We start from the raw sequence: 23,796 nt of genomic DNA on the forward strand, positions 1-23,796 counted from the left end.
TCTGGAACGCCATGAAGGCGATCAGCACGGGCACCAGGGACAGGACGGACATCGCGAACATCTGGCCGAAGGCCGATGTGCCCTCGCGGTCGACGAAAAGGCGCAGCGCGAGCGGCACGGTGTAGCTCTGGATGTCGTTTAGATAGATCAGCGGGGCGAGGAAATCCTCCCAGACCCAGATCATCGAGAAGATGGCCGCCGTGGCCATGGCCGGCAGCGACAGGGGCAGGATGACGGCCCAGTAGATCTTGAACGGGCCGCAGCCGTCGATCATCGCCGCCTCGTCCAGCTCGCGCGGGATGCCGCGGAAGAACTGGATCATCAGGAAGATGAAGAACCCGTCGGCAGCCAGGAAGCGCGGCACGATCAGCGGCAGGTAGGTATCGACCCAGCCGAGCTTCAGAAACAGCACGTATTGCGGGATCAGGACGACGTGATACGGCAGCATCATCGTCATCATCATCAGCCCGAAAAAGAAGGTGCGCCCGTTGAACTCCAGCCGGGCAAAGGCATAGGCCGCGAAGGAACAGCTGAGCAGGTTGCCGATGACCGACAGGATCGTGACGATGGCCGAATTCTTGTAGAACACGGTGAAGCTGACCGGTAGCGCGTTCCAGCCCTCGGTGTAATTCGACCACTGGAAGCTTGACGGCCAGAGCCCCAGCGAGCCGAAGATCTCGTTCTCCGGCTTCAGCGAGGAGGCCGTCAGCCAGAACAGCGGGTAGAGCATCACGAAGCTGAGCAGGATCAGAAACGCGTGTTTCAGCAGCTTTGCGCGCTTTTCCCGCTGTTTCTGGCGCAGGCGCATTTCATGGGCGATCCGGGCGTCGTGGTCGCCTGCCGCGCTCATGGCGGCCGCGCCGTCAATCACGTTCGTTTTCATAATGCACCCAGTATTTGGACGTCGCGAAGGCCAGCGCAGTGAAGGCGGCGATGATGATCAGCAGCACCCAGGCCAGCGCCGAGGCATAGCCCATCCGGAAGAACTTGAACGCCTCGTTGAACAGGTAAACGGTGTAGAACAGCAGGCTGTCGGCCGGCGCGCCGGTACCGTTCGAGATGATGAAGGCCGATGTGAAGGTCTTGAAGGCCTCGATGGTCTGCAGCACCAGGTTGAAGAAGATCACCGGCGCCAGCATCGGCAGGGTGATCCGGGTGAACCGCCGCCAGGGGGGCGTGCCGTCGATCTCGGCGGCCTCGTAGAGATCGCGCGGGATGCCGCGCAGCCCGGCAAGAAAGATCAGCATCGGCGAGCCGAACTGCCACATGGCAAGGATGACGATCGTGTAGATCGAGGTGTCGGGGCTGGTGATCCAGCCGATGCCCTCGATCCCGAACAGCGCCAGCACGCCGTTGACCACGCCGTTCAGCCCGAACATCTCGCGCCAGAGCAGCGCGATTGCGATCGACGCGCCCAGAAGCGAGGGCAGGTAGAAGATGGCGCGGTACAGGCCGATGGTCCGCAGCCCCTTGTCCAGCAGCATCGCCACGCCAAGCGCCATCGCCAGCCGCAGCGGCACCGATAGCGCCACGAACAGGAACGTCACCTGCAACGCCTTGTAGAACCGCCGGTCGTACTGGAACATGTACTGGTAATTGCCCAGCCCGTCCCAGACCGGTGCCGTCACCATGTCGTAGCGCGTGAAGCTGAGATAGAGCGAGGCCAGGATCGGCCCCAGCGCCAGAAAGAAGAACCCGATCAGCCAGGGCGACAGGAACAGGTATCCGGCGGCATTTCGGCGAAGGAAACGGTGCATCTGTGATCATCCGGTAAGGCGGCCCCCGCCATGGGAGGGTACGGGGGCCGTAGTGGAGCCAGCCGTCAGCGGTTGGCCCGGAACAGGATCGCCTCGGCGTCGCCTGTGAATTGCGCGGCGGCATCCTCGGGTGACATGTTGCCCAGCACCACTTCGGTACCGATCCGCATGAAGGCGTCGCGCACCTCGCCCGCGCCTTTCGGCTTGGCCGTGGGCCGCGGGCCGATCTTGGGCTGGATCGCGCCAAAATACTCGACAACGGCGGTTTCGGTCTCGTTCAGGCTGGGGGCCAGCGCCTCGCGGCCGGTCTGGCTGGGCGGGATACCCCGGTCGAGGCCAAGCGCCACGATGCTTTCCGGGTCGTTGATCCAGTCGTTGATGTAAAGCGCCGCGGCATCCAGATCGCCGACGTCGCGGGTGATCGACAGGAACATCGACGGCAGCACGAAATGTCCGTAGCCCATGCCGGGCCGCTGCGGCACCATGGCCACGCCGACGGGGTCGACCATCAGGGCCTGCACCGCGCCGACCTGGTTGGCATAGCGGAACGTGGCCGCCGTGTTGCCCTTGACGATGCCCAGCTCGGCCATGCCCTTGTCGAGGATCACGGTCTGATCCTTGCCCTCGATCACGCCGGCATCGCGCAGCTCTTTCCAGAAGGCCCAGTAGCTTGCCACGTCCTCGGGCGTGCAGCCGATCTTGCCGTCCTCGGTGTACATCTCGTTGCCGGCGGCCCGCACCCAGACCTCGAAGTTCTCGATGTAAAGCGACAGGTCCTCGGATCCGGTCACCTCTCCGCCGGTCGACTCGGTGATCTTGGCGCAGGCGTCGGCGAATTCGTCCGTTGTCCAGCTCAGCGGGTCGAATTCGACGCCGGCGGCCTCGAAGACCTTCTTGTTGTAGGGGATCGCCTGGCTGGTGGCGCCGATCGAGATGCCGTAAAGCGACCCGTCGATCGTGCCCACGGCATTGGCGCCCTCGTCGTAATGCGACACGTCGATCTTGTCGCCGACCAGGTCATCCATCGACCGCAGCGCCCCGCGCGAGACGTATTCGTTGATGAAACCGTGATCCATCTGCACGACGTCGGCCATGTTGCCACCGGCGGTCTGGGTCGCCATCTTGGTCCAGTAGTCGCCCCAGCCGATGGTCTCGCCGGAGACCGTGATCTCGGGATGGTTGCCCTGGAAAATCTCGATCACGGCAAAGGTGTTCTTGTCCCGGGTGGGGTTGCCCCACCAGAAATGCCGGATGCTGCGCTCTTGCGCCAGGGCGGGCAGCCCGGGCAGGGCCGTTGCTGCGGTTGCGGCACCGATGGTGCCAAGCAGTCGTCTGCGGGTCAGCGTCATCTGGGGGGTCCTCCTCTCATGTCGCCTTTTCAGGTCATTCTCTGTCCGGCCCCGGGCGCGCATTCCTCCTTTGCGCCCGTGGACCGGGGTCATGTCATCTGCCAGCCATCACACGTAGCTCAGCAGGAATTCGGACAGGCAAAGCATCGCCATGGCCTGGCCATAGGGCATCGAGGTCAGCTTGATCTGCCGGTAGAAATCCAGATCGCTGCCCATCGCGGTGCCGAAGGAAACGTTCAGCAATTCGCCCTCGGGCGAGATATTGTCGATCACGCCCTTCACCGCGCGGGTGGCGACGGGGCGATACTCTTCGGGCAGATAGCGTTTGCGCACGCCCTTCAGCAGCCCATAGGCGAAGCCGGCGGTGGCCGACGCCTCGAGATAGCTGTCCGGATCATCGATCAGCGTGTGCCAGAGGCCGCTTTCATCCTGCGTCTCCTTCAGTGCCCTCGCCTGCCGGTTCAGCAGCGACAGCAGGTGCCGGCGCAACGGATCCGACGGCGGCAGATCGAGCAGGTCGATGAATTCGGGGATCGCGATGGTGATCCAGGAATTGCCGCGTGCCCAAAGCGCGCGGGCGAAATTGTGGTCGCCGTCAAATGTCCAGCCGTGGAACCACAGGCCCGAGGACGTATCAGCAAGATACTGGGAATGCACGAGGAACTGGTACTTGGCCTCCTCGACATACTCCGGCCGATCCAGCACCAGCCCGATCTTCGCCAGCGGCATGACCGACATCATCAGCGTGTCGTCCCACATCTGCTGGTCGTTGACCGAGTTGTAGACGATATGCTGCAGCCCGCCCTCGCGGGTGCGCGGCATTTCATGCATCACCCACTCTGCCCAGCGGTCCAGATAGGTACGCCACACGGGATTGGGATCACGTTCGTAAAGGCAGGCCAGCGTCAGAAAGGGCGCGACGGTGTTGATGTTCTTCGTCGGCGTCCCCTCGGCCAGCCGCGCTTCGAACCAGTCGGTGATGACCTGCATCGCCGCCGGATTGCCGGTGGTCTGCCAGTACTTGAACAGCCCATACAGCCCGATCCCATGAGTCCATTCCCAGCCGGCCCAGCCCTTGGTGTCGATCACGCGGCCATCTTCCAGCCGCAGCAGGAACTCGCCGGTCGTGTCCTCGATATTGATCAGATTGTCCGTCAGCCGGTCGATCAGGGCACAGACGTCGTCCCGTGGCAACAGGCGCTCGGGCTGGCTGAGAAGGGGATGCATCACCGGGTTTGGCCTTCGTAGAACGTTGTGTTGACTTTTTCGGAACCAAGTTCCATTTTTAAGGAAACCATAATCCACCTATCATTGCAACAGCGATTTCGGATCAGGAGGGGAGCATGAAAATGTCGCAAAAACAGCCTCTTGAGGGACCACGCTCCGCTCGCTTGACAGGGTGCGCCGAAAAAAACAGAATGCAATTCCAGAATTTGCGAAACGATCGAGATGTCTGATTCCTCCCCAAAGACCGAAAATGCGGCTGCCGTTCTCAAGGTCTTCGCGGTGTTCGAAACACTGGCCGAGGAAAAGCGCGCGAGCCTGTCCGAGATCGCGCAGCGGGCGATGACCTCAAAGACCACGGCGCACCGGCTGCTGCATACGCTGGTTGACCTGGGCTATGCCGAACAGGATCCGGACACCGAGAAATACGCGCTGACGCTCAAGCTGTTCAGCCTTGCGGCCCGGTCGCTCACGGGGCGGTCGGATCTGCTGCGGATCGCCGATCAGGTGATGGGGAAACTGTCGCGGGCGACGGGCGAATCCATCAACCTGGGCGTGATGGACGAGCGCGAGCAGAAGGTAACCTACATCCACAAGTACGACAGCTTCTACAATCTTTCGATGCAATCCACGCTGGGGCTGCGCAACCCGCTGTATTCCACGTCCCTGGGCAAGGCGCTGCTGGCGTGGCGCGATACCGAAGAGATCGAGGACCGCATCGCCGCGATGGAGATGGAGCCGCTGGCCCCCAACACGATCACCGACCCCGACGCCCTGCGCCAACAGCTGCGCGAAACCCGCGCGCGCGGCTATTCGGAGGAGATCGAGGAAAGCGAGGCCGGCGTGCGCTGCCTGGCCACGCCGGTCCTCGATCACATGGGCAAGCCCGTCGCCGCGATCAGCATCTCGTTTCCGCTGTTCCGTTTCGACGAGGCGCGCAAGCCGGAATACGTGGCACTTCTGCGCGCGGCGGGCGAGGATGCCTCGGCCGCGCTTGGCTACGAGGGCACGCTGATCGACGCCCCTTACGGATCGGCCGTCTGAGATGGATCAGATCCGGACCGTCCTGTGTTTCGGGGATTCCAATACCTACGGGTCCTCCCCCATGACCGCGCGCGGCGACTCCTTTCGCTACAGGCCCGAAATCCGCTGGCCGATGCGGATGGCCGCCGCCCTCGGTCCCGGCTGGCATGTGATCGAAGAGGGCCTGCCCGGCCGGACGACCTGTCACGACAACCCGTTTGAAGGGCCGCACAAGAACGGGCTGCGGATGCTGCCCGCGATTCTCGAGAGCCACGCGCCGATCGACGTCATCGTGATGATGCTGGGGACAAACGACCTGAAGGGCTACCTTGGCCTGACGGCGTTCGACATCGCCAAGGGGTTGCGAACCTTGTTGCTAAGGATCCGCCAGAGCGCGGCGGGCCCGGGCGGAGGCGCCCCGGCCGTTGTCCTGGTGTCCCCCGTCCCGATCGAGGAATGCGGCCCCACCGCCGAAGGCCTGGCCGGCGGGGCAGAGAAATCCCGTCGCCTGACCGGGTTCTGCAAGGACCTGGCCGACGAGTTCGACGCCGCGTTCCTGGATGCGGGGTCCGTTGCAACGGTCTCTGAGCAGGACGGGGTGCATCTGGACCCTCAGGCCCATGTCGCGCTTGGCGCCGCGGTGGCGGAGAAGGTGGCCTGCCTCTTCGCGCGGGCGTAGACCTAGCGCGCCCCTGCCCCGGGCCCGGCAAGACACCGCAGCCTTGATCCTACGCCCATGGCCCATCCCGCCGATGGCGCCCGGTGACCCTGCTCCTCACCGGACCGGCCGGCTCAGTCAAAAGCCGGATCGCCCGCGCAAGGAAGCCTTCCAAGACAACGAGACCTCCGTCACCGCGCCCCCCCCGGAGTGTTCGAGAGGCCCGGACGTGCAGGCGGCGGCACATCAAGCCTGCCTAGCTGTTCGGAAGATTGAAAAGCGCAAGGTAAGCCTCGCTCAGTGAAGAAGACCCCGTCACGTTCACGCCGACGGCCTCGGGCGCCACATCCCCGTAAAAGACAGCCGCGAGGGGCGGTGCGCCCTCGGCCTCAAAGCGCAGGTCGGGCATGTCGGCCGCGCCCCGTTCCACCGGCATCTCGCCGTCGGACAGCCGCGCAGTGAATTGCGCTGTCCCGATCGCAAAAACCGCGACCAGGGACATGCCGCGCGCGGCCTCCCTGTCCAGCATCGTGCGCAGCGACAGCATGAAGGAGACCGGGGACAGCGGCAGTGTCGGGTCGTGCAGCGGAGAGGCGGCGGCCCAGCGACCGATCGCCTGGAGGATCGGCTCGGCGGAATAGCCCCATTCTGTCAGCCCATAAAGCTGCGCCGGCGCCGGCTCCGGCGCCTCGGACCGGACGACGACACCATTTACCTCAAGCCCCGCGAGTCGCTCGGTGAGGACCTTGGCGCTGATACCCGGCAGGTTTGCGCGAATGTCGCTGAACCGGCGTGGCCCGAACATAAGCTCGCGGACGATCAGCATCGCCCAGCGTTCCCCCAGAAGCTCCAGCCCGAAGGCGGTGCCGCAGGCATCGCCATACCAGCGCCCATGGGGGGAATCCGCCGACTTAGTTACTTTTTGTTTCTTCATGGTTGCTTTTTGTAACCCCATGCGCCTAACCTGTCCATGATTACGAGGCGACAAGGGAGGAAAGGCAATGCCCCAGATGATTTTCGTGAATCTACCGGTGGCGGATCTTCAGCGTTCAACCGCCTTCTACGCGGCCCTGGGTTTCACCAGGGACGCGAGATGCAGCAATGAGCAGGCGGCCTGCATGGTCCTGTCCGACACCATTAGCGTGATGCTGCTGACGCATGATTTCTGGGCGACCTTCACGGATCGTCGCCGCGTCGATCCGGCGCGCGAGGCGCAGGTGCTTCTTTGCGTCAGCCGCCCGGACAGGGCGGCCGTGGATGCCATCACCGAGGCCGCGGTTGCCGCCGGCGGCACGGCCGATCCCTGCCCGGCGCAGGATCACGGCTTCATGTACGGGCGCAGCTTTGCCGATCCCGATGGTCATATCTGGGAACCCGTCTGGATGAGCGCCGAAGCCATCGAGAAAGGACCGGCGGAGATGTCCCATGCCGGTTGATCCTGACGCCGACATCACCATCACCGCGTTCGACTGGGTGCCCGACTTCGCCCGGGGGCAGGTCCGTGACCTGCGGGTCCGTTGGGCGCTGGAGGAAACGGGGCAGGCCTATGCCGTCCGCTATCTCTCGCAAGGTCAGCAAAAGGAGGCCGCGCACCGCGCGCTGCAGCCGTTCGGCCAGGTCCCGACCTACGAGGAGGGCGACCTGACGCTCTTCGAAAGCGGCACGATCGTCTGGCATATCGCCGAACGGTTTCCCGGATTGGTGCCGGAGGGATCCAGGGGCCGGGCAGAAGCGCTGGAATGGCTGTTTGCCGCGCTCAACACCATGGAGCCGCCGATTATGGACCGGGCGCAGATGACGATCTTCGAAGCGATGGAGCCCTGGGCCGGGCCGCGCCTTCCGGGCATCGACGAGCGCATTGCCGAACGCCTGCAGGAGGCCTCCGATCGCCTCGGCACGGCGACGTGGTTCGGTGGCAGCTTCTCTGCCGGCGACCTGATGATGGTCAGCGTGCTGCGGATCATCGAAGGCGCGGGCCTGATCGAAGCCTTCCCCAACCTTGCCGATTACATCGCACGGGCCACTGAGCGGCCCGCCTTTCGGCAGGCGATCACCGATCACCTGGCCGGTTTCACCGGCCATCCGCCGCCGGGGTTCGACGAATGGATGGCGGAACTTCGCACCAAGCAAGGAGAGTTTACATGACCTACATCGCAGGCTTCCTCACCCCCGTCCCGAACGGGAACAAACAGGCCTACATCGAAAGCGCGCGCAAGGCCTGGCCGCTGTTCAAGGAATACGGCGCCCTTGAGACCGTGGAAGCCTGGGGCGACCAGATCCCCGAAGGCAAGCACACCGATTTCAAGCGCGCCGTGGCGCTGGAAGAGGGAGAGACCGTCTGTTTCTCCTGGATAATCTGGCCGGACAAGGAAAGCCACGACCGCTGTGGCGCCAGCATGCAGACCGATCCGCGCTGGCAGGAGATGGACATGCCCTTCGACGGCAAGCGCATGATGTGGGGCAGCTTCACCCCGATCTTCGAAGAAAAGGCCTGAGGACATGTCCGCGCAGGCATCGGATGATCTGACGATCTGGACCTTCGACTGGGTGCCGGAGGGGCCACGCGGCTACGTGCGTGACCTGCGCCTCCGCTGGGCCTGTGAAGAGGCGGGGCTGAGCTACCGGACAGGCTCCGTCCCCTTCGATGATCGCGGGGCGGAGCATCATGCCCATCAACCCTTCGGGCAGGTGCCCTACCTGACCGAAGGTGATCTCGGCCTGTTCGAAAGCGGCGCCTGCCTGCTTTACCTTGCCGAGAAGAGCGAGGCGCTGATGCCGCGGGACCCCCGGCGTCGCGCGGACACCACATCCTGGATCATCTCGGCCCTGAACTCGGTCGAGATGGTCAGCGTGCCCTGGTGGTTCGTGGGGCTGTCCAGCCCGCCCGAGAACCCCTTGGACGGCTGGCTGAAGGCACGTCTGGATGTTCTGGAAGGCGTGCTGAACACGCGTGACTGGCTGGTGGGGGATCGCTTCACTGCGGCTGATCTGATCATGGCCGATGTCCTGCGCCTGCCCTGGATCCGCAAGATCGGCCGATACCCCGCGACCGATGCCTACGTCAGGCGCATCTGCGCGCGCCCGGCCTTTGCCAAGGCGCATGCCGACCAGATCGCACACTTCGCAGCGGCGGACGAGCAGCGTGACGCGCGAGGAGACTCTTAGGCCCTGCCCTGGTGGCGGGCCTGTTCGGCTTGGCCGGCCATGTCACGCCGTCGTGTTCGCGATACCGGGCCGCTGCGTCGCGGACCGAAGAGAGGAAGGCGTCGACAACCGCCTATGCCGCCGCCAGGGCCGCCCCTTCGACCTACAGCATAGCCTGTCCAAGGGCGTCCGCGCGGCCACCGGCTGGATCGAAACCGAAGCCTCTGCCCGAAACGTCGGCCAGATCCCGGCGTCGGCGATCACGACGTCGCCAAGGCCCCCTGCCCCGCGTCCGGCCCAGGCGGCGACAGGTCAGAGCATGTGCATGATCCGAGATGAATCGTATGACTTCGGCGTGATGCTCGGCCCGACCATCACGCTGCCGTCGGGCAGATCGTCCTTGACCACCGCCGCGTTCATGATCGCGCAGCGCGCTCCGACGCGGCGCTTGTGCGCGATGCCGACCTGGCCGGCCAGGTAACATTCCTCACCGATCTCGGTCGACCCCGCGATCCCCACCTGGGACGACAGGAAACTGTGGTCGCCGATCACGCAGTGATGCGCGACGACGCTCGCGCTCCAGATCACGACGTTGTTGCCGACACGGGTGAAGGGCTGGATCGTGCAGGTGTCCAGGATGATGACGTGATCGCCGATGTCTTCGGTCATCACCACACTGTTGGGATGGATGAAAGAGGCAAAGCCATAGCCCATCGCCTTGCCCTGCAGGTACCGGTCCCGGCGGAAGGTGTTCAGCCGCGCGAAGGTGGGCGGCCCGATCAGCCGGACCTGATCGGCAGGATACTCCGCCTCGATGTCCTCCCACGGCACCACAGGCCGGCCCAGAACATCTCCTTCGGGCATGTAGGCGCGGTCAACCGCGAAACCCACGACATTAAGATCGCTGAATCGTTCGAGATAGGCGACGATCACCTCGGCGGCGACCCCGGTGCTGATCATCACGACATCGCGCGTGTCCGAGACCGTCATGACATGACTCCGACCACCGGCCAGCCGACAGGTCTCCCGCAATCAGGCGTCCGGTTGCGGGCGACGGACCGGGAAACGCGGTCTTGGACTGGCATCATGTGTTCGAATTCCTCTGTGTCGTCTGCACGGCACACCGCGACGTCCCCATGTGGAACGCCCGGAAAACCGCCGTTCCGTACATTACGCAGAATTTCGGAAACGAGAAGACATGATGCGGTTTTTGAACAGCTTTCATGGGAAAACCGGCTCCCCTCCCGGACCAAGCCAGGCGCATTAACGCATTGGCCCCGGTCGCAACCTGCTGTAGGCTGGCCGTTCCCCATGACCGTGCAGACGACCGGTGCCGTTGAGTGCGGCGGTGGACGCCACGCCACGGACGACCGGAGCCAATGAAAATGACTCAACTCGACGACGCATTGACGCCAGCCGAGAAAAAGATGCTGAGCAATGCACGATCGGGGCAAGGCTACAATTGCCGCCCGATGTTCAGCCTGCGCCGGTCGCTTGTGACCCGGCTTGGCCCCGAAGAGGGCTTTGGCACGTTTCGCAGGCTGGTTCCGCCCGAACATCTGCCGCCCGGCGACAGCCTGCGCCTGCTGGCCCTGACCGAAATGGCGCAGGCCGCCCGCGATACCGGAGCGGTTCGGGTCATCGCCCCCGCCGGGCGCCCGATCGAGGCCGCCCCGCCAAGGGTCATCGGCGAGGGCAACCACCGGACGCTGCGCAAGACCGGGCGCGAGATCTTCGCCGGAACGCTTGAAGACGTACAGCTGCAGGGCGCATCCGGCGCGATGATCGCGGGCGACCGGCTGATCTGGGATTACGAGGGCACGGAAATCGCCGATACCCTGGATGCCATAGACTTCGATCCGGCCATCGTGGCCTTCGACCCTGCCACGGGCCGCGTCCAGACCCCCGCGATCGACCCCGGCGCGATGCCCGAGGTTGAAACCGCCTTCAACATGCTGGGCTGGAGCAGCGGGCATTTCGGCCACTGGATGATGGAATTCCTGCCGAAGTTCATGCTGGCGCTGCTGCATGACGGGCTTGCCGAAGGCTCGGTCGTTCTTGTCGACGAGGCCATGCCATCCAGCCATTTCGAGGCGATCTCGCTGCTGCTGCCCGAAGGCGCCAGCCTGCAGCGGGTGCCGCGCTTCACCCCGGTCCGGGCCCGGCGCCTGCAGGTCGTTTCGTCCCTGAACTACCCGGTCCTGGCGCCCCAGAGCGACGCGATCGCATTGGACCAGGCGGCCGTCGATCCCGATCTCTTCAGCACCGCAGCCCGCGCCATGGGCGAGCGGCTCGAGACCGCCGTGCCCTCCGGCGATGGGCCCGACAAGGTCTTCCTGTCGCGCCGTGGCATCGCCCGGCGGTCTCTTGTCAACACGGACGAGATCGAAGAGATCGCCCGCGCCGCCGGTTTCGCCATCGTCCAGCCCGAGACGATGGGCTTTGCCGACCAGTTCCGCCTGCTGCGCGATGCGAAGGTGGTCGCGGGACCCGAAGGGTCGGCCATGATGCTGGGTATGTTCTGCCGCCCCGGCACCCGCGGCCTGGTGCTGAACCATCAGCACACCGAGTATCTGGCGACCCTTTCGGCTGCGCTGGAACGGGGCGGGGTGGATATCACGGTCCTGACCGGCCCGCGCGAGGAAGCCCACGGCAAGTTCGCCCACAACGCCAGTTACCGGATTGATCCCGCTCGGGCGCGCAGATTGCTGAACGAGGCGTCGATTTCGGCCTGATCGCTGCGTCTGGGCGCGGGCGGCGTGCCCCCGCCCCTGGCCCGTGCGGGCTCAGGCCGTCGGATCCAGCAGCCGCACGCCTGCGGGGCTGAAATCCGACCCGTTCGCCGTGACCACCACCGCGTCCCGCGTCAGCGCCTGCGCGGCGATCATCAGGTCGGCGCCCGAATGCCCGATCCGTGCCGAGAGCTCGCCCCAGCGCACCGCATCCTCGGCCGTGAACTCGATCAGACGGTCCGAGAACACGCGCAGGGTCCGTTCCAGCCAGATCCGCAGATCGCGCGCGAAATCGGGATTCTTCGGTTCCTGCAGCATGATCCCGCGCTCGATCTCGCCCAGGGTGATGACGCTGAGATACAGGTCTGCCTCGGTCCTGCACATCAAGCCAGGCGGCGATCTTCGGGGCCCGGTTCGGGCGGCGGGCGCCCGAGATCACGTTGGTGTCGAGGATGTGGATCAAAACTCCACATCCCGTGGCCGCGCGTCGGCCCGGGGGATGTCATCGGCCGGGAAGTCCATCAGGTGATCCTGGAACCGCCCGCGCTGTGCCTGCGCGGCCTGCACGAGCCGTTCGTATTCCTCGGCCGCCAGAACCACCACGGCCGGCTTGCCGCGCCGCGACACCTGTTGCGGATGCCCGGCCAGCGCCGCCTCGACCACGGCGCTGAAGCGGTTCTTGGCCTCTTGCAGGGATAACATCATGACGCTCCTGTCCAGCTAGTTGGACAGATAAGGCCATGCGGGGCGTCGATCAAGCTCCACTTGACGGGGGCACAGTCCAGGCCGCGTCAGAACAGCTCCTGCACACCGGACAGCGCCGAAAGATAGAGGGTCCCGTCCTCGGTCCCGTCGCTGGCGTCATAGTCCGACAGGCCCGGCCCGCCGAAGATAACATAGGCCTTGCCGGCATTCTCGGCGCCGTCCACCTCCAGGCGGTAGTCGCCGATCACCAGATCGTCGAACCCGTCGCCGTTGATGTCTCCGGCGCCCTCGGCTCTCCCTCCGGACAGAAAATCACTGTCCTGCCATTCGCCAATGATCCGGTACCCGTCACTGCCGTCCAGTTCTTTCAGTTCGATGTCTGCATTGAACCCCTCATCCGTACCGAAAAGAAGAAAGGACACCCTGTTGAAATGATAAGTTTTGTGGAGATCATCGACTGTAGCTGTATACCCATCTGCGTAGACGCCACTGACGATGAGGTCTTCAATACCGTCTCCGTTGACATCACCGGCATTGGAAGCCGACAGCGTTCCTGTTTCGTCGTGCCAATAGTTCCTGAGCGTGAAGCCATCACTGCCATCAAGATCAAGCAGGTCCAGGGTCGTGCCAAATCCGGAGTCTCGTCCGTAGACAACATAGACGTCCGACGGGAAGTCATACACGTACCCAAGGACGTCGAGATACAGCGAGTTGTCCCGGGCAACGATATCGTTGAGCCCATCCCCGTTGATGTCGATGCGCGTTTTCGAGACTTCGAAGGACTCCGGCCCCGTCAGCAGAACGCTGTCGCCGTCCGTCCAGTCCCTGAAGCCCGATGTGGCGTCCCACCACCCCTGTGCGTCGCCAAAGACCAGGTAGGTTCCGCCCTCGGCTTCGCTTTCGATGACCAGGTCGTCGAATCCGTCACCGTTCACGTCGCCCATGTTGAAGAAGGTCTCGGCCGCGAAAACGGTGCCTTCGTCCGGGGCCAGAGCCGCGACATCGACACTTGCTCCGAACCCGGTGGAGCGGCCGAAGACGACCGAATAGGTCCCGTTGTCCGGACCTTGTATCAGGATGTCGTTCAGCCCGTCACCGTCCAGATCCTCGGCGAGGATCTCGCCGACCTGGCCGTCGATCCGGTGTCGCAACGCAAAGCCATCGCTTCCGTCAAGCGCGGACAGATCGGTCTGCAGATCGAAGGGTTGTCCATCTCGTCCGAACAGGACGAACAAGGTATCCTTGGCCCGGCTTCCGATTAGGATGTCGTCGATCCCGTCTCCGTTCACGTCACCAAGCGGCGCGACGGCGGAGCCCAGGAAATCCTGATCCTGTCCCGGGTAAAGGTCCGTCGCACCAGTGCTGGAAACCGCGCTCACCCGGCTCGGAAAGAACTCTCCAGCTGACTGATCCCGCCCGAAGAGGACAAAGGCATCCGGAGACGTGGTGGACGGCTGCCCGGACCCCTGGGAGGGCACATAGTTTCCCTGCGCGACATAGAGATCATCGATGCCGTCGTTGTCGAGATCGCCGACATTCTGGAGGGTGTAGGCCAGTCGGCTGTTCTCGACTCCCCCCACAATCTGGAATCCGAACCCCGACGGGCGCCCAACCGGGTCGGGCTGACCCACGACCTGGATCTCGATCGTCTTCCACCCGGTGGAAAACTCCTGATCTTCTGCCCGCACGCTGAAGTAACGGCTGCGCGTTTGGCCCGGCTCAAGATCCTGATAGAGCCGGCCGGGATCGAAGGTCAGGAAACCACCGCTGTTGTAGTCAGTGTCCACCTCGGGACGGTTGTTGCCGTTGACACCGTAGACAAGCGTTTCACCTTCGGGATCCATGAACACGTCGCGGTAATCGATGATGGCAAGATCATCCGCGGACACGGTGAAAACCCTGTTCTCCGGCAGGAACACCGGCGCGTCATTCTCGCCCTCGACCCGGAAGCCAACGAAACCTTCCGTACTGCCGCCATTGGCATCGGTGATCCGGATTTTCGCGTCGAACCGGCCCACCTGCCCCTCTTTCAGGAAATCGGACTCGTCCATCGCGTCGTAATACAGGGTGTTTCCCTCGACCCAGGCCCGCCCAACATTCGGCTGCTCGATGATCTCGTAGACGAAGGGCTTGCTGCGGTCGCTTTTGTCGATGTCGTCGGTGTAACGTCGAAGGTTGACCTCGCCGGTCTTGGTCTCCGGATCGGTGTCAAATCTGTAACTACGGAAGGTCGGGTTGTCGTTGCGACCCCTGACCTCGACCGTGACATTGAAGGTCGTCGGGCTGCCGCCGTTTTCAAAGGCGGTGACGGGCACGAACACCTTGCGCACCTCGCCCATGGCCATCGTCTGGAAACCGTCACCCGGATCGTAGATCAGGGTCGAACCGTTGATCCGCGCCGTCCCGGCCTTGATATCCCCGGCGATGACATAGCTGATCGGGCCCGAGCTGTCCGGATCGTCGTAGATCCGGTTCAGGTTCAACTGCACCGGATCGCCGTCTTCGCGCGCCCTCAGCACCGCGGGCCGCAGAACCGGCCCGTCATCGGCGCCTGTGACCGAGGCGGTGATCACCTGCACGCTGCGTTCGCCGGTGGAATCGGTGGCCGTCACCTCGATCTGGACGTTGCGGCGCTGACCTTCGTCCAGGAACTGGAAATCCTGCCCCGGGTTGAACCGCAGCGTCGAGCCCCTCAGCGTGGCCTTGCCCAGCTCCGGCGCGCCGGTGATCTCATAGGTCACGGCGTCGCCTTCGGGATCGGTGGTGATCGTGTCCAGGTCCAGCCGCGCCACCGGGCCGTCCTCGGTCGTTTGCAGGCGCACGGCCTCGATCTCGGGCGCGTCGGTGCGGCCCAGCACGCGCACGGTCACCACCTCCCGGCTGGACACGCCCTGCGGGTCCGTGGCCAGCACCGCGACCTCGACATCGCGATGCTCTCCGGGGGCGAGATCCTGGAAGTCGTCCCCTGCCCGGAACCGCAGCGTCGACCCCCGGATCGAGGCGATCCCCTCGTCCGGCTGCCCCACGATCGCGTAGCTCAGCGCCCCGCCCTCGGGATCGGAGGCGATCGTGTCCAGGTCCAGCCGCCGCACCGGCCCGTCCTCGGCCGCGACCATCCACCCCGCCACCATGTCGGGCGCGTCATTGGTGCCGATCACCCGGACGGTGACCTCCTCCGTGGTGCTTTGCCCATACGGATCGGTCGCCGTCACCTCGATCTTGACGGCGCGGGTCTGGCCTTCTTTCAGGTCCTGGAAGTCATTCAGCGGATTGAACCGCAGCATCGACCCGTTCAGCGAGGCCTTGCCCAGCCCCGGCGCGCCGGTGATCTCATAGCTGAGCCGGTCGCCGTCGGGATCCGTGGCGATCGCGCCGAGGTTCAGCCGCACCACCGGCCCGTCCTCGCTTGTGGTGATGACCGAGGCCTCGATCTCGGGCGCGTCGTTGGCGCCGCGGACCGAAAGCGTGACCCGGCTGGACAGCTCTTCGCCGTCGGGCCCGGTCGCGGTGATCTCCATCTGCAGGCGGCGTATCTCGCCCTCGGACAGGTCCTGGAAATCCGGTCCGGGATTGAACCGCAATACGTGGCCCCGGACCGACGCGATGCCCTCGAGCGGCGGCCGGGTGATCGTGTAGGTGAACGCGGTCCCGTCGCCGCCGCCGATCAGCGCGGCCAGGTCGAGCCGTTTGACCGGCCCGTCTTCGCGCGCCGCGATCCTGCCATTGTCCATACTGGTCATGCGTGGTCGCTCCATATCATGCTGCGGTGCAGGGCCGCCGTCCGGCCGATCTTGCACGCCATCCAGGCCGCGCAATGCATCCGACGTTGGATCTGCATGGGCCGGTCATTTGAAAGGGATTGCGGATATGAGAAATATTTCAACATAAGGAAATCCGAAAAAAGGGTTAACAAAATCCGACAGTTAACGTTTCAAAAACCATCTCTCAGTCAATGTTGCGCGATACATCCGACCGATCAACCCCTTTTCCAAAGCGCCCGGCCGCCGCCGCCCCAAACCCCTTGTTTCCTTGCCCCAAGTCCTGTTTCGCCCCGCCGCAGGGGATGCGCGACAATAGCACCACGCCCGCCGGCACGCTTTATCGCACCGGTCGTAAAGCTTTTCGTTTCAGCCAAATTAACTTTCGGATTCTTCCGGTAAGGCGCAGTCCACCGCTTTCCCCTGGGGCGGGGTTTCCGAATCCCGCCCACAGAATCGCAGTCGCATTCGGGCGCCTGAAACCGGCACGCCCGAGAGGCATGGTGTCCCGAAGATCGGCCCGCCGGACCCGCCCCAGGTTTCGCCTCAGATGGCCTCAGACAACCCGGACCGTCAGCTCGCCTACCCCGTCGACATGGGCCAGCATCGTGTCGCCCCGCGAAATCGCGCCCACGCCCGAGGGCGTTCCCGAAAAGATCAGATCGCCCGGGGCCAGTTCGAAGAAGTCCGACAGGTACGAGATCATCTCGGGCGTCTTCCAGATCATCTGGTTCAGGTCTCCGGACTGCCGCAGCTCGCCGTTCACCTTGACCCAGACCTCGCCCTCGGTCGGATGGCCGATCTCGGTCGCGGGGACGATGGCGCTGCAGGGGGCCGAGGCCTCGAACGCCTTGGCGATTTCCCAGGGGCGGCGCATTTCCTTGGCCACCGACTGCAGATCGCGGCGCGTCATGTCGAGCCCGACGCCGTAGCCATAGATGTGATCGGTCGCGTCCTCGACCCGGATGCCACGGCCGCCCTTCGACAGGGCCACCACCATCTCGACCTCGAAATGCACATCGGAGGTCTGGGGCGGATAGGGAAAATCCTCGTCCGGGCCGATCAGGTTGTCGGGGTTCTTCTGGAAGAAAAACGGCGGCTCGCGATCCGGGTCATGACCCATCTCGATGGCATGCGCGGCATAGTTGCGACCGATGCAGTAGATGCGGCGCACCGGAAAGCGGCCGCCCCCCTTCACCGGCACACAGGCCTGCGGCGGCGCCTGAATTACGAAATCCGCGCCATCCGGTGTATTCGCCTTGGCCTGATCGTTCACGTTGCTGCCTCCAATGGGTCGACTCGTCTGCTGCGCGCCAATGTCGGGCAATAGATAATTGGGCGCAACGGGGACAACCAGTTTCACCGCGCGATCACCGTGATCGCAGCCTGGGAAACACCATCCTGACGCGTTGTCAGGCGCCACCCGCCCCGCGCTTCGGCAATGCCCCCACGCCTTCGGCCACGAGATCCAGAAGACGCGGCACGATCGGATACTGCAGCGAGGACCGGCGCGTGTAGGCGCCGGCCGGGAACTCGTCCAGCGGCTCGTCCAGCGGCAGCGCGGTCAGGCCGAGGGGCTCGAAAGTGGTGTCCAGCTCGATCGGCGCGGGCATGACGTATTTCCCGGTCGCCAGCAGGTTCAGGCCGAATTCATAAGAGGTTGTCTGAACGGTGAAGTCGGGTGGGCGAAGCCCGTGGCGGATGAAATATCCGCGCACCATCGATGTCGTCTCGGGATCATCGGAATACAGGATCCACTGGGTCCGCGCCAGGTCCTCTGCCGAAACGGGGCCGTTGCCGGACAGGATCTCGTGCCGGACAGAGGCCAGGGCGCCCAGATGCACATCCGTCATCTTGCGCACCTCGATGGTCTCGTCGGCATCGTCGCGGACCAGCGCGCCAAAGACGACATCCAGCTCGCCCTTGCGCAGCAATGGCAGGTTGCGCAGGTGCACGTCGGCGCGCAGCACCAGCCGGGTTTCGGGGAATTCGGTGCGCAGCTTCTCGAAGGCGCCGGCCAGATAAGCGCGGCGGAACAGCGGCCCGGCGCCGACGCGCAGCACGTCCAGCCGGCGCGACTTGGTCGCCTCGATGGTCTCGCGGGCCTGCAGGTAGGCGTGCTCGATCCCGGTGGCGTGTTCGAACAGGTGGCGCCCGGCGGCCGTCAGCGTCATGCCCCGCGGCTGGCGCTCGAACAGAGGGGCCTGGTATTCATCCTCGAGCAGCTTCAGCCGCTTGGTCAGCGTGGGCTGGGCCAGCCGCAGCACGTCCGCCGCGGCGGTGAGCGTTCCGCAGCGCGCGATGGCCAGGAAGGCCGCGAGGTTCCTATCCATTCCCATTGGTAATCTCACCTTACCATATTTTCTATTTTATTCTATCCCATCGACCCGATACCTCTCCGCGAAACGCAATCGGGCCGACCGGTGCCATAGCATGTGCACCACCGGAACCGAGGGGGAGGGGAAAGTCCATGCGCACAATCTTCGTCATGTTCGACTCGCTCAATCGTTCGGCTCTGGGCGCCTATGGCGGCACTGCGATCGACACGCCCAATTTCGACCGGTTCGCCAATCGCGCCGTCACCTTCGATCGCCACTACGTCGGCTCCCTGCCCTGCATGCCCGCACGCCGCGACATGCACACCGGGCGGCTGAACTTCCTGCACCGGCCCTGGGGCCCGCTGGAACCTTTCGACAATTCCTATGCCAAGCTGCTCGGCACCGCCGGGGTCTACACGCATCTCGTGTCCGACCATCTGCACTACTTCGAGGACGGCGGCGCAGGCTATGTCACGACCTTCGACAGCTGGGATTTCATCCACGGCCAGGAATACGACCCGGTCAAGGCGCTGGTGGAACCCCCCGTGGCCCGCTTCCGCGAGATGTTCGATCCGCGTCACTATCCGCTGGAGCGCCTGAACGAGACCGGCCCGGTGACCCGCGAAGCCAGCGACCTGCTGGCCTGGCGCCGCGTGCGGCACGCGACCAACACGCTCTTCGTCCGCGAGGAAGAGGAATTCCCGACCGCGCGCTGCTTTGCCAGCGCCTTCGACTTCCTCGAGCTGAACAAGGAGTCCGACAACTTCTTCCTGCAGCTGGAATGCTTCGACCCGCACGAGCCCTTCTGCGCGCCCGAGCGGTTCATGCAGGCCTATGACACCGGCCGCAAGGGGCCGATCCTCGACTGGCCGGTCTACGAGAAGGTCACGAACTCCGCCGAGGAAATCGCCGATCTGCGCGGCAACTACGCCGCGCTGGCCGCCATGTGCGACGAATACTTCGGCAAGCTGCTGGACTGGATGGACGAGAACGACGCCTGGAAGGACACCTGCCTGATCCTGACCACCGATCATGGCTTCCTGCTGGGCGAACACGAATGGTGGGGCAAGAACAAGATGCCCTACTACGAGGAGATCTCGCACATCCCGCTGATGATCTGGCATCCCGAGGCCGCCGACCAGGCCGGCACGCGCCGCGAGGCGCTAACCCAGACGACCGACCTGATGCCCACCTTCCTTGACCTCTACGGCATCGACGTGCCTGCGGAAGCGACCGCGCAGTCGCTGCTGCCGCTGGTCCGGGGAGAAGGGCAAGGCGCCGACAGCGTGATCTACGGAATGTTCGCCGGCCCCATCGGCATTACGGACGGAACCTATTCCTACTATCATTACCCCTGCTCCACCGATGGCGAGGGGTTCAGTCTCTATACCGTGATGCCGGCGCATATGGACAAGCCCTTCGACGTGGCCGAGATCCGCGCGGCCTCGTTGTCGCAGCCCTTCGATTTCACCAAGGGCGCGCCGCTTCTGCGCGTGCCGATGTCGCCGCAGAACGGCGAGGCCGGGCTGGACGCCGTACGCAACCGGCCCGATGCGCTGCAACTATTCGACCTGGCCCGCGATCCCGGGCAGGAAAACCCGATCGAGAACCCGGCGCTGGTCGCCCGGTTCCGCCGCGAGATCGCGGCACATATGGCCCGCCACGATGCCCCTGCCGAGATGTACGATCTCTACGGGCTCGACCGCGAACAACAGGACCGGATGGCCGCGACCTGAGCGGGCCGCCGGCAATCAGTAGAACCGAGGAGGAGACACCATGACCATCAAGTTGACCGCAGTTTCTCTGGCCGGGGCAGCAGCCCTCGCCCTCAGCGCCGGGACGGCATTCGCCGAATTCCCCGAGCGCAACATCGAGAACATCTTTCCCTGGGGCCCCGGCTCGGCCATGGCCGCGACCCAGATCATCTCGGAAGCCATGGGCGAAGAGCTGGACACCAATATCTCGGTTGTCTCGACGCCCGGCGGCGCCGGGGTGAAGGCCTTTGAAACCGCGTTGAGGAAGCCCGCCGACGGCTACACGATCATCGACGGATGGGTCGCGCCGCTGGTGCTGCAGCCGCAGGTCGGCAATGCCGACTGGTCGCATGACGATTTCATCCCGCTGTGGTCCGCGACCTCGGTGCCCTTCGCACTGGTGACCCGCAAGGACGAAGACCGCTGGACCGATTTCCCAAGCTTCATCCAGTACATGAAGGACAACCCGGGCGAGCTGCGCTATTCCTCCGGGTCCATCGGGAACATCCCGCACATGGTGCTGGCCAAGGTCATGCAGGCCAACGGCGTCTATGCGCGCAACATCCCCTATCCGCAGGACGGCGACGCCTTCAAGGATCTGCGCGGCGGGCTGCTGGATTTCAGCTTCAACAACCCCACCACCTATGACGCCAACAGCGACGCGTTCCAGGCCCTGGCCGTGCTCAGCGACCGCGAAGACATCCGCCCGCTGTTCGACGACGCGCCGCTGGTGAACTCCTTCGGGGCCGATATGGGGCTGTCGGGGCTCGCTCCGGGTGGCTGGCACTGGTACCTGGTCAAGGAAGGCACACCTGACGATGTGGTGGAAACGCTGCGGACGGCGATGAAGGCGGCGCTGGACCGGCCCGAAGTGCAGGAAAAGCTGATCTCGATCGGGTTCTTCCCGACGATGTATTCGCCCGACCAGTATGACGAGATCGTCGGCACCGTGGGCGAACAGCTGCAATCGGCGCAGGACGCCATCGCCTGGGAAGCCGAAAAGAACGCCGGAAACTAAGCCGGGCTGCGGAGGTACTCTTGATGGAACAGGGCGGACAGCGACGGACAGCGGAATGGCTGGTACTTGCGGCGTTTCTCGCCGTCGTCGCCCTGGTCTTTCAGCAGATCGCAACCTCGCTGACCGCCCAGGGCGCGGCCAGCGGGGATCCGTTGTCCAACTCGGCGATGTTCCCGCGGCTGGTGGCCTGGGTGATGCTCGGGCTATCCGCCCTGATCGCCGTGATGATGCTCATTGGGCGGATGCCCCGCCCTGGCGAGATCCACGCCGTCGACACCACCCCTGACATTCCCCCAGAGCCGGAAGCCCTGCGCAAAGGCATGCTGATCGGCATGATCGGGGCGGTTGTGCTCTATCTCCTGCTGCTCCAGCCGCTCGGCTTCCAACTGGCGACCCTTGCGCTCATGACCGGGCTCTTCGCGCTCTTCGGCGTCCGGCCCTGGTGGCGCGCGGTGGTCGCCGGCGCCGGCATCACGCTGCTGGTCTCATTCGTCTTCGAGGGCATCCTGAAGGTCGTCCTGCCCACGGGCGTCTTCGGGATCTCGCTCCCGCTCGGCCTGTTCTGAGGATTCGTCCATGTTCGACATGCTCCTGTCCGGAATGGACCTGCTCGCATCGCCGCAGGTGATCCTGCTGGTGGCCTTCGGCTGCATCGGCGGTCTGCGGGTCGGCGCTCTGCCCGGGCTTGGCCCGCTGATGGGCATCATCCTCATGCTGCCGCTGGCCTATTACCTGCCCCCGGTGGCCGGCATGGGGATGCTGATCGCGATCTATGTCGGCGGCTCCTGCGGCGGCGCGGTCGCGGCGATCCTGCTAAGGATACCCGGCACACCCCTGGCCGCCGCCACCCTGCTTGACGGCTATCCCATGGCAAAGAACGGCCGGGCCGGTGACGCCATCGGCGTGGCGATCTCGGCCTCGGCCATCGGCGGGATCTTCGGCGGCATCGTCCTGGTCTTCTTCGCGCCGCTGCTGGCGCAGGTCGCGGTCAATTTCGGTCCGCCCGAGTATTTCGCCCTGGCCATCACGGGGCTGCTCTCGATTGCCGTGGTGTCGTCGGAATCCACGCTCAAGGGCCTGCTGACGGGCTGCCTCGGCCTGCTTATCGCCATGGTCGGCACCGACCCGATGAACAACGCCTACCGCTTCGACTTCGGCATGTCCGACCTGCTTGGCGGCGTCCACATCGTCGCCGTCGTCGTCGGGCTTTTCGCGCTGTCCGAAGCCGCGTTCCAGATTCGCGAGGGGCACATGGATGCCCGTCCCGACGTGCAGAATGTCCGCGTCTCGTTCCGGTCGCTGTTCCTGATGCTGGAGCACAAGTGGAACCTGCTGCGCTCCAGCGTGATCGGCACCTTCTTCGGCGCCCTGCCCGGCGCCAGCGGCATCATCGCCTCGTTCACCGCCTATGCCATCGCCCGCGCCGGAAACCGCGGCGGCGAAACATATGGCGAGGGCGCGGTGGGCGGTGTCGTCGCGACCGAATCCTCCAACAACGCCTGCTGCGGCGGCGCGCTGATACCGACGCTTGCGCTGGCCATCCCCGGCGATGCCGCCTGCGCCGTGCTGATGGGCGCGCTGCTTCTGCTGGGCCTGCAGCCCGGGCCGCAGCTTTTCACGCTGAGCGGCGACATCGTCGGCGGCGTGTTCCTGGCCTACCTGCTTGCCAATGTCTTTCTCTTCGTGCTGGGCATCCTGCTGACGCCGGTCTTCGTTTCGGTTCTGAAACTGAAGAAGAAGTTCCTCGTGCCCTCGGTTCTGCTGCTGTCGCTGGTGGGGGTATACGCTCTGCAATCCTCGGTCTTCGACCTGTGGATGGCCTTCCTCTTCGGGGCGGTGGGCTACGTGCTGCGCCGGTTCGACTACCCGCTGGCGCCCATTGTCATCGGTATCGTGCTGGGCCCCATTGCCGAGGGCAACTATCGCCGCTCGCTGCTGTTGTCGCGCGACGGGTTCGAGATCTTTCTCGACCGGCCGATCTGCGCCACCATCCTGGCAATCAACGTGCTGGTGATCCTCTGGGTCGTCACGCCCGCCAGGTTCAAATCCCGCCTGACGCAGCGCCTTCACCTGGCGGGGCCGCGATGACCCGCAGGGTCAGGGCAATGATCGACCAGCTGCGGACGCGCTTCGCCTATCGGCCCGAGCGCCACTACATGCGCGGCCCGGGTCCTGCATCCTCTGCCGGCGGGCCTGCCGCCGGGGCAGATCGCGCCCCCCGAACGCATCAGGACGGGCGGCACGGCGATGCGCAGGAGACGCAGTCCTCTTCCACGCAGTCCGGGCAGGCATCCGATCGGATGGCACGCTCGCAGGCGTCAGGCGGCTGAGCCGGGTCAATCTTACCGGTCACACC

General features: G+C 64.7%; 22 protein-coding genes. 11 read left to right on the forward strand and 11 right to left on the reverse strand.

Annotation, left to right across the window (positions count from 1 at the left end; translation table 11 throughout):
- The 4 genes from ATO3_RS18315 to bglB form a co-directional block, all read right to left on the reverse strand.
- A partial coding sequence (locus tag ATO3_RS18315) for a carbohydrate ABC transporter permease (protein WP_233152214.1) occupies window positions 1–871 on the reverse strand: 871 nt, incomplete at its 3' end.
- Complete coding sequence (locus ATO3_RS18320) at window positions 864–1,757, reverse strand: carbohydrate ABC transporter permease (RefSeq protein WP_088651350.1); 894 nt, start codon at window positions 1,755–1,757, stop codon at window positions 864–866. The genes ATO3_RS18320 and ATO3_RS18315, both read right to left, overlap by 8 nt.
- Window positions 1,758–1,822: 65 nt before the next feature.
- Window positions 1,823–3,106, reverse strand: a complete 1,284-nt coding sequence (locus tag ATO3_RS18325) for an ABC transporter substrate-binding protein (protein WP_088651351.1) — start codon at window positions 3,104–3,106, stop codon at window positions 1,823–1,825.
- A 108-nt stretch (window positions 3,107–3,214) separates the two neighbouring features.
- A complete protein-coding gene (gene bglB / locus ATO3_RS18330) occupies window positions 3,215–4,333 on the reverse strand; it encodes a beta-galactosidase BglB (RefSeq protein WP_088651352.1) in 1,119 nt (372 codons plus the stop codon).
- Between the two features lie 222 nt (window positions 4,334–4,555).
- Between bglB and kdgR the strand changes: the two genes are divergently transcribed.
- Both kdgR and ATO3_RS18340 read left to right on the forward strand, forming a co-directional pair.
- Window positions 4,556–5,374 (forward strand): DNA-binding transcriptional regulator KdgR, encoded by an 819-nt coding sequence (gene kdgR / locus ATO3_RS18335; RefSeq protein ID WP_088651353.1) that lies wholly within the window; start codon window positions 4,556–4,558, stop codon window positions 5,372–5,374.
- A 1-nt stretch (window position 5,375) separates the two neighbouring features.
- Window positions 5,376–6,032: an SGNH/GDSL hydrolase family protein gene (locus ATO3_RS18340; protein WP_233152215.1), complete on the forward strand. Its 657-nt coding sequence runs from the start codon at window positions 5,376–5,378 to the stop codon at window positions 6,030–6,032.
- 235 nt (window positions 6,033–6,267) lie between these two features.
- Here ATO3_RS18340 and ATO3_RS18345 read toward each other — a convergent pair whose 3' ends face one another.
- Window positions 6,268–6,945 (reverse strand): winged helix-turn-helix transcriptional regulator, encoded by a 678-nt coding sequence (locus ATO3_RS18345; protein ID WP_088651354.1) that lies wholly within the window; start codon window positions 6,943–6,945, stop codon window positions 6,268–6,270.
- 67 nt (window positions 6,946–7,012) lie between these two features.
- Between ATO3_RS18345 and ATO3_RS18350 the strand changes: the two genes are divergently transcribed.
- From ATO3_RS18350 to ATO3_RS18365, 4 genes are read left to right on the forward strand one after another with little or no spacing between them, the layout of a single operon-like run.
- A complete protein-coding gene (locus tag ATO3_RS18350; RefSeq protein WP_088651355.1) occupies window positions 7,013–7,447 on the forward strand; it encodes a VOC family protein in 435 nt (144 codons plus the stop codon).
- Entirely contained in the window at window positions 7,437–8,156 is a 720-nt protein-coding gene (locus tag ATO3_RS18355; protein ID WP_088651356.1) for a glutathione S-transferase family protein, read from the forward strand. The genes ATO3_RS18350 and ATO3_RS18355 overlap by 11 nt, the downstream gene beginning before the upstream one ends.
- Window positions 8,153–8,506, forward strand: a complete 354-nt coding sequence (locus tag ATO3_RS18360; RefSeq protein ID WP_088651357.1) for a DUF1428 domain-containing protein — start codon at window positions 8,153–8,155, stop codon at window positions 8,504–8,506. Before ATO3_RS18355 ends, ATO3_RS18360 begins: the two co-directional genes overlap by 4 nt.
- A 4-nt stretch (window positions 8,507–8,510) precedes the next feature.
- Window positions 8,511–9,176 carry a glutathione S-transferase family protein gene (locus tag ATO3_RS18365; protein WP_088651358.1) on the forward strand — a complete coding sequence of 222 codons (666 nt, stop codon included), beginning with the start codon at window positions 8,511–8,513 and terminating at the stop codon, window positions 9,174–9,176.
- Between the two features lie 291 nt (window positions 9,177–9,467).
- On the opposite strand, the gene ATO3_RS18370 is transcribed toward ATO3_RS18365, so the two are convergent.
- Complete coding sequence (locus ATO3_RS18370; protein WP_088651359.1) at window positions 9,468–10,145, reverse strand: acetyltransferase; 678 nt, start codon at window positions 10,143–10,145, stop codon at window positions 9,468–9,470.
- A 395-nt stretch (window positions 10,146–10,540) separates the two neighbouring features.
- Between ATO3_RS18370 and ATO3_RS18375 the strand changes: the two genes are divergently transcribed.
- Window positions 10,541–11,890: a glycosyltransferase family 61 protein gene (locus ATO3_RS18375; protein WP_158217997.1), complete on the forward strand. Its 1,350-nt coding sequence runs from the start codon at window positions 10,541–10,543 to the stop codon at window positions 11,888–11,890.
- A 51-nt stretch (window positions 11,891–11,941) separates the two neighbouring features.
- Here ATO3_RS18375 and ATO3_RS18380 read toward each other — a convergent pair whose 3' ends face one another.
- From ATO3_RS18380 to ATO3_RS18400, 5 genes are all read right to left on the reverse strand, one after another.
- Window positions 11,942–12,271: a PIN domain-containing protein gene (locus tag ATO3_RS18380; protein ID WP_332888708.1), complete on the reverse strand. Its 330-nt coding sequence runs from the start codon at window positions 12,269–12,271 to the stop codon at window positions 11,942–11,944.
- A 75-nt stretch (window positions 12,272–12,346) separates the two neighbouring features.
- Window positions 12,347–12,589: a type II toxin-antitoxin system Phd/YefM family antitoxin gene (locus ATO3_RS18385; protein WP_088651361.1), complete on the reverse strand. Its 243-nt coding sequence runs from the start codon at window positions 12,587–12,589 to the stop codon at window positions 12,347–12,349.
- Between the two features lie 89 nt (window positions 12,590–12,678).
- A complete protein-coding gene (locus tag ATO3_RS18390; RefSeq protein WP_158217998.1) occupies window positions 12,679–16,332 on the reverse strand; it encodes an Ig-like domain-containing protein in 3,654 nt (1,217 codons plus the stop codon).
- 574 nt (window positions 16,333–16,906) lie between these two features.
- Window positions 16,907–17,626: a fumarylacetoacetate hydrolase family protein gene (locus ATO3_RS18395; protein WP_088651363.1), complete on the reverse strand. Its 720-nt coding sequence runs from the start codon at window positions 17,624–17,626 to the stop codon at window positions 16,907–16,909.
- 136 nt (window positions 17,627–17,762) lie between these two features.
- Window positions 17,763–18,683 carry a LysR family transcriptional regulator gene (locus tag ATO3_RS18400; RefSeq protein WP_158217999.1) on the reverse strand — a complete coding sequence of 307 codons (921 nt, stop codon included), beginning with the start codon at window positions 18,681–18,683 and terminating at the stop codon, window positions 17,763–17,765.
- 137 nt (window positions 18,684–18,820) lie between these two features.
- Between ATO3_RS18400 and ATO3_RS18405 the strand changes: the two genes are divergently transcribed.
- From ATO3_RS18405 to ATO3_RS18420, 4 genes are read left to right on the forward strand one after another with little or no spacing between them, the layout of a single operon-like run.
- Window positions 18,821–20,404 carry a sulfatase gene (locus ATO3_RS18405; protein WP_088651365.1) on the forward strand — a complete coding sequence of 528 codons (1,584 nt, stop codon included), beginning with the start codon at window positions 18,821–18,823 and terminating at the stop codon, window positions 20,402–20,404.
- Window positions 20,405–20,444: 40 nt separating this feature from the next.
- Entirely contained in the window at window positions 20,445–21,440 is a 996-nt protein-coding gene (locus tag ATO3_RS18410; protein ID WP_088651366.1) for a Bug family tripartite tricarboxylate transporter substrate binding protein, read from the forward strand.
- Between the two features lie 23 nt (window positions 21,441–21,463).
- Window positions 21,464–22,006: a tripartite tricarboxylate transporter TctB family protein gene (locus ATO3_RS18415; RefSeq protein ID WP_233152222.1), complete on the forward strand. Its 543-nt coding sequence runs from the start codon at window positions 21,464–21,466 to the stop codon at window positions 22,004–22,006.
- Between the two features lie 10 nt (window positions 22,007–22,016).
- A complete protein-coding gene (locus ATO3_RS18420) occupies window positions 22,017–23,528 on the forward strand; it encodes a tripartite tricarboxylate transporter permease (protein ID WP_088651368.1) in 1,512 nt (503 codons plus the stop codon).
- Window positions 23,529–23,796 lie beyond the last annotated feature (268 nt).

Origin of the sequence: Marinibacterium profundimaris (genome assembly GCF_002210095.1) — a bacterium.
Classification (GTDB): domain Bacteria; phylum Pseudomonadota; class Alphaproteobacteria; order Rhodobacterales; family Rhodobacteraceae; genus Marinibacterium; species Marinibacterium profundimaris.

Excerpts from the sequence above, each read along its gene's own strand:
- ATO3_RS18320 (WP_088651350.1), bottom strand. The coding sequence starts at position 1,757 with ATGCACCGTTTCCTTCGCCGAAATGCCGCCGGATACCTGTTCCTGTCG.
- ATO3_RS18325 (WP_088651351.1), bottom strand. The coding sequence starts at position 3,106 with ATGACGCTGACCCGCAGACGACTGCTTGGCACCATCGGTGCCGCAACC.
- bglB (WP_088651352.1), bottom strand. The coding sequence starts at position 4,333 with ATGCATCCCCTTCTCAGCCAGCCCGAGCGCCTGTTGCCACGGGACGAC.
- kdgR (WP_088651353.1), top strand. The coding sequence starts at position 4,556 with ATGTCTGATTCCTCCCCAAAGACCGAAAATGCGGCTGCCGTTCTCAAG.
- ATO3_RS18340 (WP_233152215.1), top strand. The coding sequence starts at position 5,376 with ATGGATCAGATCCGGACCGTCCTGTGTTTCGGGGATTCCAATACCTAC.
- ATO3_RS18345 (WP_088651354.1), bottom strand. The coding sequence starts at position 6,945 with ATGAAGAAACAAAAAGTAACTAAGTCGGCGGATTCCCCCCATGGGCGC.
- ATO3_RS18350 (WP_088651355.1), top strand. The coding sequence starts at position 7,013 with ATGCCCCAGATGATTTTCGTGAATCTACCGGTGGCGGATCTTCAGCGT.
- ATO3_RS18355 (WP_088651356.1), top strand. The coding sequence starts at position 7,437 with ATGCCGGTTGATCCTGACGCCGACATCACCATCACCGCGTTCGACTGG.
- ATO3_RS18360 (WP_088651357.1), top strand. The coding sequence starts at position 8,153 with ATGACCTACATCGCAGGCTTCCTCACCCCCGTCCCGAACGGGAACAAA.
- ATO3_RS18365 (WP_088651358.1), top strand. The coding sequence starts at position 8,511 with ATGTCCGCGCAGGCATCGGATGATCTGACGATCTGGACCTTCGACTGG.
- ATO3_RS18370 (WP_088651359.1), bottom strand. The coding sequence starts at position 10,145 with ATGACGGTCTCGGACACGCGCGATGTCGTGATGATCAGCACCGGGGTC.
- ATO3_RS18375 (WP_158217997.1), top strand. The coding sequence starts at position 10,541 with ATGACTCAACTCGACGACGCATTGACGCCAGCCGAGAAAAAGATGCTG.
- ATO3_RS18380 (WP_332888708.1), bottom strand. The coding sequence starts at position 12,271 with ATGTGCAGGACCGAGGCAGACCTGTATCTCAGCGTCATCACCCTGGGC.
- ATO3_RS18385 (WP_088651361.1), bottom strand. The coding sequence starts at position 12,589 with ATGTTATCCCTGCAAGAGGCCAAGAACCGCTTCAGCGCCGTGGTCGAG.
- ATO3_RS18390 (WP_158217998.1), bottom strand. The coding sequence starts at position 16,332 with ATGACCAGTATGGACAATGGCAGGATCGCGGCGCGCGAAGACGGGCCG.
- ATO3_RS18400 (WP_158217999.1), bottom strand. The coding sequence starts at position 18,683 with ATGGATAGGAACCTCGCGGCCTTCCTGGCCATCGCGCGCTGCGGAACG.
- ATO3_RS18405 (WP_088651365.1), top strand. The coding sequence starts at position 18,821 with ATGCGCACAATCTTCGTCATGTTCGACTCGCTCAATCGTTCGGCTCTG.
- ATO3_RS18410 (WP_088651366.1), top strand. The coding sequence starts at position 20,445 with ATGACCATCAAGTTGACCGCAGTTTCTCTGGCCGGGGCAGCAGCCCTC.
- ATO3_RS18415 (WP_233152222.1), top strand. The coding sequence starts at position 21,464 with ATGGAACAGGGCGGACAGCGACGGACAGCGGAATGGCTGGTACTTGCG.
- ATO3_RS18420 (WP_088651368.1), top strand. The coding sequence starts at position 22,017 with ATGTTCGACATGCTCCTGTCCGGAATGGACCTGCTCGCATCGCCGCAG.